The sequence below is a fragment of the Candidatus Thiodubiliella endoseptemdiera genome, assembly GCF_964212635.1.
In the GTDB taxonomy this organism is placed as follows: Bacteria; Pseudomonadota; Gammaproteobacteria; order PS1; family Pseudothioglobaceae; genus Thiodubiliella; species Thiodubiliella endoseptemdiera.
This window is the reverse complement of record NZ_OZ156463.1, coordinates 877,826-886,952: the sequence shown is the minus strand read 5'-3', so window position 1 is coordinate 886,952 and position 9,127 is coordinate 877,826. Positions and strand designations below refer to the sequence as shown.

Annotated in this window: 3 protein-coding genes; all 3 read right to left on the bottom strand. The window is 40.7% G+C overall.

The window, feature by feature from the left end; genetic code table 11:
* Positions 1-33: 33 nt before the first annotated feature.
* Entirely contained in the window at positions 34-189 is a 156-nt protein-coding gene (locus tag AB8525_RS04720; RefSeq protein WP_369151063.1) for a hypothetical protein, read from the bottom strand.
* Between the two features lie 119 nt (positions 190-308).
* Entirely contained in the window at positions 309-8,819 is an 8,511-nt protein-coding gene (locus AB8525_RS04715) for an FG-GAP-like repeat-containing protein (protein WP_369178907.1), read from the bottom strand.
* 50 nt (positions 8,820-8,869) lie between these two features.
* Entirely contained in the window at positions 8,870-9,025 is a 156-nt protein-coding gene (locus AB8525_RS04710) for a hypothetical protein (protein WP_369151063.1), read from the bottom strand.
* Positions 9,026-9,127 lie beyond the last annotated feature (102 nt).

Sequence of the window (9,127 nt, the reverse complement as noted above, 5' to 3'; positions counted from 1 at the left end):
TGTTATAACTGATTATTAATTATACATATTTACTTATTCCTCTAAGAGGCCTTTGCATAAATAGGGATGATTAGCAAAATGACAGATTTTATTAAATTGGAAATTTTTTAAATCCACTCCTAGCAGGGCCAAGGGTGTTTTTAAAAAGTTTGTAATTTGATGAAAGATGGCGTTTTGATGATTATTCATATTTATGCAAAGGTCTCTCTAAGTTCAAGTTTTTAAATTTTTAAATTTTTGGTTGATATTTTTCCATAAAAAAAACCCGCTTTAATAAGGCGGGTTTTTGTTTTTATAGGTGTCTTACTTTATACAAGAATAAGATTATCAGTTATAAAGTGCCCTAATGCAACTGTGTCGGGAGTAGAGGAGCCACCAATACCAGAAACCCCTTGTAGATTGATAACCAAATCAGCAACATCATCTGTAACCGTGCCATCAGCATCAATCGTTAGTTTGGCACTACCTGCAGTGCCAGTATCTGACACTGTAATATATTTATCAATATTAGCAAAAAGTGTCGCTTGGTTACCACTAGCAGTAATAAAATCTTTTAAATCTAATTTATCGCCACCAGCACCAAATATGAAGCCAGTTATGGTGTCTTCGCCATTATCTGTACTTGCATAAACAAAAATATCACTGCCTGCACCGCCATTTATAGTGTCGTTGCCTGCACCACCATTTATAGTATCGTCACCTGCACTGCCCGTTATAGTATCGGCGTTATCGGTGCCGATATAAAAATTATATGCAAATGCCCAAGTTTTACCTGAGGTATTATCAATACCTGCAAAGTCATTACCCGAGGTGTCAGTTATAACGCCTGATGCCATTTTGATGTAATAAACACCTGAAGTTAAACTATTTGGGTTAAGAGTGAGTGTTGTGTCGCTAATATTAGCATTAGTAATGCTAATAGTTGCAACTTTTTCTGCGCTATTCCAGATTTCAACAATGCCACCATTTGTTTTGATGTTTTCAGAAAACTCAATTACTAGATTTGAAGGCTCGCCTAAGACATTGGTATCGCTGGTTTTTTCTGTAAAGGTTGGAACTTGTCCATCTACAGAAGAAGGTTGTTGATTGTAGTAGTATTTAAGGGTGCCATCATACTTACCCACCACCAAATCTAGGTCGCCATCGCCGTCAATATCGGCTAGGGTTGGTGAGGAAGAATATCCCACATCAATGCCATTAAAAGGATTGTCATCTCCAGTTTTTGCTTCATAAGCAGGGTTAGAAGTAGTGCCTGTATTTTGATAGTATTTAAGGGTGCCATCACTCCCACCCACCACCAAATCTAGGTCGCCATCGCCGTCAATATCGGCTAGGGTTGGTGCGGAAAGATTCTCCACATCAATGCCATTAAAAGGATTACTATCTCCAGTTTTTACTTCATAAGCAGGGTTAGAAGTAGTGCCTGTATTTTGATAGTATTTAAGGGTGCCATCACGCTCACCCACCACCAAATCTAGGTCGCCATCGCCGTCAATATCGACTAGGATTGGTGAGGAATAATTTACCACATCAATGCCATTAAAAGGATTGCTATCTCCAGTTTTTGCTTCATAAGTAGGGTTAGAAGTAGTGCCTGTATTTTGATAGTATTTAAGGGTGCCATTACCTTCACCCATCACCAAATCTAGATCACCATCGCCGTCAATATCGGCCAGGGTTGGTGCGGAAAAATTCCCCACATCAATGCCATTAAAAGGATTGCTATCTCCAGTTTTTACTTCATAAGCAGGGTTAGAAGTAGTACCTGTATTTTGATAGTATTTAAGGGTGCCATAATTCTCACCCACCACCAAATCTAGGTCGCCATCGCCGTCAATATCAGCCAAGATTGGCACAGAAACATACCCCACATCAATACCCTCAAAAGGATTATTGCCCAAACCTGTTTTTTCAATATACTCAAGCTTAGTCAACACTACTCTATCAGAGGTAAATACTGGTGCATTACCTGCGACATTTGTTATATTATTTAGCGTAATATCTCTTGTTGGATTGTCAATATAAAAGTCTGTAGCGGCAATGCTATCTCCAGCTTGAACGCTATATTTAAACACCAGTTTCTTATCACCTGCAGTTGTAGAGGCAGTTTTATCCAAAACAAAGTCTTTGCCTGCAATGACCACTTTAGAGCCTGTGGTGTTATTAAGTTTCAAGGTCTCACTCATTGTCAAAGTTAGGCTGATAACATCCCCTACCTTAAAAGCAGATTGTCCTGCTGGAATATTGCTTAGAGTCCATGAGTTAGTAGCCGTTGGAGTTGGGGCTTGTCCATCTACAGAAGAAGGTTGTTGATTGTAGTAATATTTAAGGGTGCCATCAGCCTCACCCACTACCAAATCTAAATCACCATCGCCGTCAATATCGGCTAGGGTTGGTTTGGAAGAATATCCCACATCAATGCCATTAAAAGGATTGCCATCTCCAGTTTTTGCTTCATAAGCAGGGTTAGAAGTAGTACCTGTATTTTGATAGTATTTAAGGGTGCCATAAACCTCACCCATCACCAAATCTAGGTCGCCATCGCCGTCAATATCGGCTAGGGTTGGTGAGGAAAAATACCCCACATCAATGCCATTAAAAGGATTGTCATCTCCAGTTTTTGCTTCATAAGCAGGGTTAGAAGTAGTGCCTGTATTTTGATAGTATTTAAGGGTGCCATAAATCTCACCCACTACCAAATCTAGATCACCATCGCCATCAATATCAGCCAAGGTTGGTGTGGAATAATACTCCACATCAATGCCATTAAAAGGATTGTCATCTCCAGTTTTTGCTTCATAAGCAGGGTTAGAAGTAGTGCCTGTATTTTGATAGTATTTAAGGGTGCCATAAAACTCACCCACCACCAAATCCAGGTCGCCATCGCCGTCAATATCGGCTAGGGTTGGTTTGGAAGAATATCCCACATCAATGCCATTAAAAGGATTGCTATCTCCAGTTTTTGCTTCATAAGCAGGGTTAGAAGTAGTGCCTGTATTTTGATAGTATTTAAGGGTGCCATAATTCTCACCCACCACCAAATCCAGGTCGCCATCGTCGTCAATATCAGCCAAGTTTGGCGTGGAATAACCTCCCACATCAATGCCATTAAAAGGATTATTGCCCGAACCTATTTTTTCAATATACCCAAGCTTAGTCAACACTACTCTATCAGCGGTAAATACTGGTGCATTACCTGCGACATCTGTTATATTATTTAGCGTAATATCGCTTGTTGGGTTGTCAATATCAAAGTCTGTAGCGGCAATGTTATCCCCAGCTTGAACGCTATATTTAAACACCAGTTTCTTATCACCTGCAGTTGTAGAGGCAGTTTTATCCAAAACAAAGTCTTTGCCTGCAATGACCACTTTAGAGCCTGTGGTGTTATTAAGTTTCAAGGTCTCACTCATTGTCAAAGTTAGGCTGATAACATCGCCTGTCTTAAAAGCAGATTGTCCTGCTGGAATATTGCTTAGAGTCCATGAGTTAGTAGCCGTTGGAGTTGGGGCTTGTCCATCTACAAAAAAAGATTGTTGATTGTAGTAATATTTAAGGGTGCCATCATTCTTACCCGCCACCAAATCCAGGTCGCCATCGCCGTCAATATCGGCTAGGGTTGGTGAGGCAGCATTTCCCACATCGATGCCATTAAAAGGATTGTCATCTCCAGTTTTTGCTTCATAAGCAGGGTTAGAAGTAGTGCCTGTATTTTGATAGTATTTAAGGGTGCCAGCAGTCTCACCCACCACCAAATCTAGGTCGCCATCGCCGTCAATATCAGCCAAGGTTGGTGTGGAATAATACCCCACATCAATGCCATTAAAAGGATTACTATCTCCAGTTTTTACTTCATAAGCAGGGTTAGAAGTAGTGCCTGTGTTTTGATAGTATTTAAGGGTGCCATAAAACTCACCCACCACCAAATCTAGGTCGCCATCGCCGTCAATATCGACTAGGGTTGGTGAGGCAGCGTTTCCCACATCAATGCCATTAAAAGGATTGCTATCTCCAGTTTTTACTTCATAAGCAGGGTTAGAAGTAGTGCCTGTATTTTGATAGTATTTAAGGGTGCCATAATTCTCACCCACCACCAAATCTAGGTCGCCATCGCCGTCAATATCGGCCAGGGTTGGTGCGGAAAAATTCCCCACATCAATGCCATTAAAAGGATTGCTATCTCCAGTTTTTACTTCATAAGCAGGGTTAGAAGTAGTACCTGTATTTTGATAGTATTTAAGGGTGCCATAATTCTCACCCACCACCAAATCTAGGTCGCCATCGCCGTCAATATCAGCCAAGATTGGCACAGAAACATACCCCACATCAATACCCTCAAAAGGATTATTGCCCAAACCTGTTTTTTCAATATACTCAAGCTTAGTCAACACTACTCTATCAGAGGTAAATACTGGTGCATTACCTGCGACATTTGTTATATTATTTAGCGTAATATCGCTTGTTGGATTGTCAATATCAAAGTCTGTAGCGGCAATGCTATCTCCAGCTTGAACGCTATATTTAAACACCAGTTTCTTATCACCTGCAGTTGTAGAGGCAGTTTTATCCAAAACAAAGTCTTTGCCTGCAATGACCACTTTAGAGCCTGTGGTGTTATTAAGTTTCAAGGTCTCACTCATTGTCAAAGTTAGGCTGATAACATCCCCTACCTTAAAAGCAGATTGTCCTGCTGGAATATTGCTTAGAGTCCATGAGTTAGTAGCCGTTGGAGTTGGGGCTTGTCCATCTACAGAAGAAGGTTGTTGATTGTAGTAATATTTAAGGGTGCCATCAGCCTCACCCACTACCAAATCTAAATCACCATCGCCGTCAATATCGGCTAGGGTTGGTTTGGAAGAATATCCCACATCAATGCCATTAAAAGGATTGTCATCTCCAGTTTTTGCTTCATAAGCAGGGTTAGAAGTAGTGCCTGTATTTTGATAGTATTTAAGGGTGCCATAAGCCTCACCCATCACCAAATCCAGGTCGCCATCGCCGTCAATATCGGCTAGGGTTGGTGCGGAAAGATTCCCCATATCAATGCCATTAAAAGGATTACTATCTCCAGTTTTTACTTCATAAGTAGGGTTAGAAGTAGTGCCTGTATTTTGATAGTATTTAAGGGTGCCATTCCTCTCACCCATCACCAAATCTAGGTCGCCATCGCCGTCAATATCGGCTAGGGTTGGTGAGGCAGCATTTCCCACATCAATGCCATTAAAAGGATTGCTATCTCCAGTTTTTGCTTCATAAGCAGGGTTAGAAGTAGTGCCTGTGTTTTGATAGTATTTAAGGGTGCCATCATTCTCACCCACTACCAAATCTAGATCACCATCGCCATCAATATCAGCTAGGGTTGGTTTGGGAAAAAACCCCGCATTAATGCCATTAAAAGGATTGCCATCTCCAGTTTTTGCTTCATAAGCAGGGTTAGAAGTAGTGCCTGTATTTTGATAGTATTTAAGGGTGCCATAAGCCTCACCCATCACCAAATCCAGGTCGCCATCGCCGTCAATATCGGCCAAGTTTGGCGTGGAATAACCTCCCACATCAATGCCATTAAAAGGATTATTGCCCGAACCTGTTTTTTCAATATACTCAAGCTTAGTCAACACTACTCTATCAGCGGTAAATACTGGTGCATTACCTGCGACATCTGTTATATTATTTAGCGTAATATCGCCTGTTGGGTTGTCAATATCAAAGTCTGTAGAGGCAATGTTATCCCCAGCTTGAACGCTATATTTAAACACCAGTTTCTTATCACCTGCAGTTGTAGAGGCAGTTTTATCCAAAACAAAGTCTTTGCCTGCAATGACCACTTTAGAGCCTGTGGTGTTATTAAGTTTCAAGGTCTCACTCATTGTCAAAGTTAGGCTGATAACATCGCCTGTCTTAAAAGCAGATTGTCCTGCTGGAATATTGCTTAGAGTCCATGGATTGGTCGTGATTGGGGTTGGGTTAATGATGTCATAAGTTACTGCTGTGCTAGTGCTAATTGCTGAATTGGTGCCATCACTAATCGTTACTACAGCCGTGTAGGTTTTTCCATCGGCTAATTCAGATGGCATAGCAGAATGTGCGAGTGCCCAAGTGCCGTCAGCTGCAACAGCTGGTAATCCTGAAGTTATTGCTGTGCCTACTGTATTACTACCTTCAAAAAACTCAATCTTAGTAATAGATAAGGTACCTGCTCCCGCTACTGTGCCTGAGAGTGCGGTTGCGTCTTTTTCACTATCATTAATGTAGTTATCATCGGCACCTATCCAAGCGATTGTGGTAGAAAGTGCTTCGGCTGTAGCGTCTTCATTGTCAGTAATGGTTACAGTTGGTGCAACCGTATCAACTTTAAAATCACCTATTTTCTCTATCGCTGGGTTACCAGCAGTATCTTTTATATTGACTTTATAGCTGTAAGTTTGTCCATGGGTTAATGCTTGTAAATCTGTGGCTGCAACAGTAATGGTTGCACTATTGTTGGTAACAGTACCTGTATAAGTTTTTTGGTTAATAACTAGCGAGACTTCTTGATTATTTTCTACACCAGTTGTAGCAACTGTTACAGTGCCATTGCTGTTGTCTTCAATAGCGTTTAAAATATCTCCCCAGTTTAGTGTAATGTCTCCAATAGTTGGCACTACACCATCAACATTACGGTCTAATTCAACAGGATAAGTGCCTGTGGTGGCAACTATATTGCCTACTGCATCGGTTACCCCTGTCAAGGCAATTGCACTTGCACTGGTAATCTCAAAATCTGCTTTACTAACGCTATCATCGACTTTGACAGTGTAGGTAAAGAATAATTGTTTTAACTCATCTACTGATGCCCCTGCTTTGGCGGCACCTTTGCCGGTATCTAGTGTAAATTCCTTATTACCAATGGTCACTTTGCTACTGGTAGCATTGCTTAACGAGAGTGCTTCATTGGTTGTCATGGTTAACTCAATAACATCATCCACTTTAAAGCCTGATTGCCCATCTGTTGGTGAGTTGACTGCCCAGCCTGTTATGATTGGGGCAGCAGTGTCAATTAAAACAGGGGTGGTATTGCCACCTGTGCTTGTGCCACCACCTGCTGAAGATAAATTTATCTCAATTGTGTAGGTCTCGCCACTGACTAAAGCCGGTATTTTACTATTGGCTAATGTCCATTCGGTACCATTGGCAGATGCAAAAGTGGGTAGGTTACTGGTATCTACAACTTTGTCATTGGCTGTTCCACTGGCTGCTTTAAATGTAATAGCACTGATAACAACGCCTGCTGCACCGCCAGAATTTGTTAATGTGCCTTGAATGGCAAGTGTGCTAAATTCACTGGCATTGATACCATTGTCGCTAACAGAGTTGCCACTTGCATCTACCCATTGTGCTGTGGTGGTGAATGAAGAAACCAGAAAGCCCCAACCACTATCGCTGTCAATACCCTCGTAATCATTACCTGCAGTATCTTTAAAAGTGCCTGCATCAATTTTGACATAGTAATTCTTGTTGACTGTTAAATCACTACCTGGATTAATAGTGATAATTTTTTTGGTGCTATCAAGACTAACTTGGTTAGCTATATCAATCGTAATAAGAGTGTCAGAGTTGGCTTTATCATAAATGACAATACTGCCTGCTGTGTTTATTGTAACTGCCTCTAAAAAGGTCATCGTTAAGTTTGCATTAGGTGCCATATTGCCACTGAGTGCTGCTACTGGGGCTTTGGTGTCAATTGCTTGCTCGTTATTTGCTGCTGTTGTGCTGTAAGCATTGCCCGCACTGTCTGTAATTGCAGGATTAGCAGACACTGACACTGTTAAGTTAGAACCTACATCTAGGTCACTGCTAGGTACAACGGTCAAGGTATAGACTTTACCTGCATCAGCAGGTGTTGTGCTGGCAATTAAATCAGTACCTGTCTTAATAGCACCATTGCTGATGTTGATAACGCTTTTATCAAAACCTGTTACTGCTTCACTAAAGGTAAAGGTATAGGTGATTGTATCGCCAGTTTTAAGGGTTAAAGCATCAGCCTTGTCATCGCTGATAATCAAAGTTGGGGCTTGAGTATCAAAACTTTGATTATTGCTGGCAGCAACTGATTTTAGTGCTGTGTTAACTTTAGAAGTAGCAGCATCAACGGCTACTGTAAGGCTTATTATGCCTTTGCTGTTTGCAGGAGGGGTTAGTTCTAAAGTATAGACACTTTCACTACCATTAACAGAGGCAAAAGTACCTTTTGTACCGCCTGTAACTGTAATATCATTTATATCAAAATCTGTAACTGCTTCATCAAAAGTAAAGGTATAGGTAATAACTTCACCAACTTTAGCGGTGTCGGACTTGTCATCAGTAATACTTAAACCAATCCCCAAACCTGGAGTTGACTCACTGTTGTCAATATCAGTGGATTCAATTCTCTTAAAAGCGCCTGTATTTAAATTTAATAGCCCGTCATTGCCGGTTATATCAATCTTAACAAAACCATCTGCAAAATAAACCCTATCGCCATTAGAGGCTGTGAAGGAGACTTCTTCTTGGTATTCAGTACCGTTAATATTAACAGTTCTTTTGAAGGTGTAGGTATTGCCATCTAGTGTTTGTTCGTAGTTGTTAAAAGTGCCGGTTAAATAAATTGAATCATTGCCACCTGTTGAAGTAAGCCCTGTTGCATCGACTTTGGTGCCTTGTCCTACATAGACGGCATCGTCTCCACTATTGCCAGATGCTTTTAATGCTTGTCCGTGAGATTCAAGTCCGGTGATATCGGAATACCAGTTGACGAAGAAGCCGTTGGTGTTGCTGATGAAGTATTTTGTTTGTCCTGGCATGGGGTTGTCCTTTGTGTTGTTATAACTGATTATTAATTATACATATTTACTTATTCCTCTAAGAGGCCTTTGCATAAATAGGGATGATTAGCAAAATGACAGATTTTATTAAATTGGAAATTTTTTAAATCCACTCCTAGCAGGGCCAAGGGTGTTTTTAAAAAGTTTGTAATTTGATGAAAGATGGCGTTTTGATGATTATTCATATTTATGCAAAGGTCTCTCTAAGTTCAAGTTTTTAAATTTTTAAATTTTTGGTTGATATTTTTCCATAAAAAAAACCCGCTTTAATAAGGCGGGTTTTTGTT

What these genes read in the sequence shown, in the direction of transcription:
- AB8525_RS04710 (WP_369151063.1), bottom strand. Translation starts at nt 9,025, where the DNA reads ATGAATAATCATCAAAACGCCATCTTTCATCAAATTACAAACTTTTTA.
- AB8525_RS04720 (WP_369151063.1), bottom strand. Translation starts at nt 189, where the DNA reads ATGAATAATCATCAAAACGCCATCTTTCATCAAATTACAAACTTTTTA.
- AB8525_RS04715 (WP_369178907.1), bottom strand. Translation starts at nt 8,819, where the DNA reads ATGCCAGGACAAACAAAATACTTCATCAGCAACACCAACGGCTTCTTC.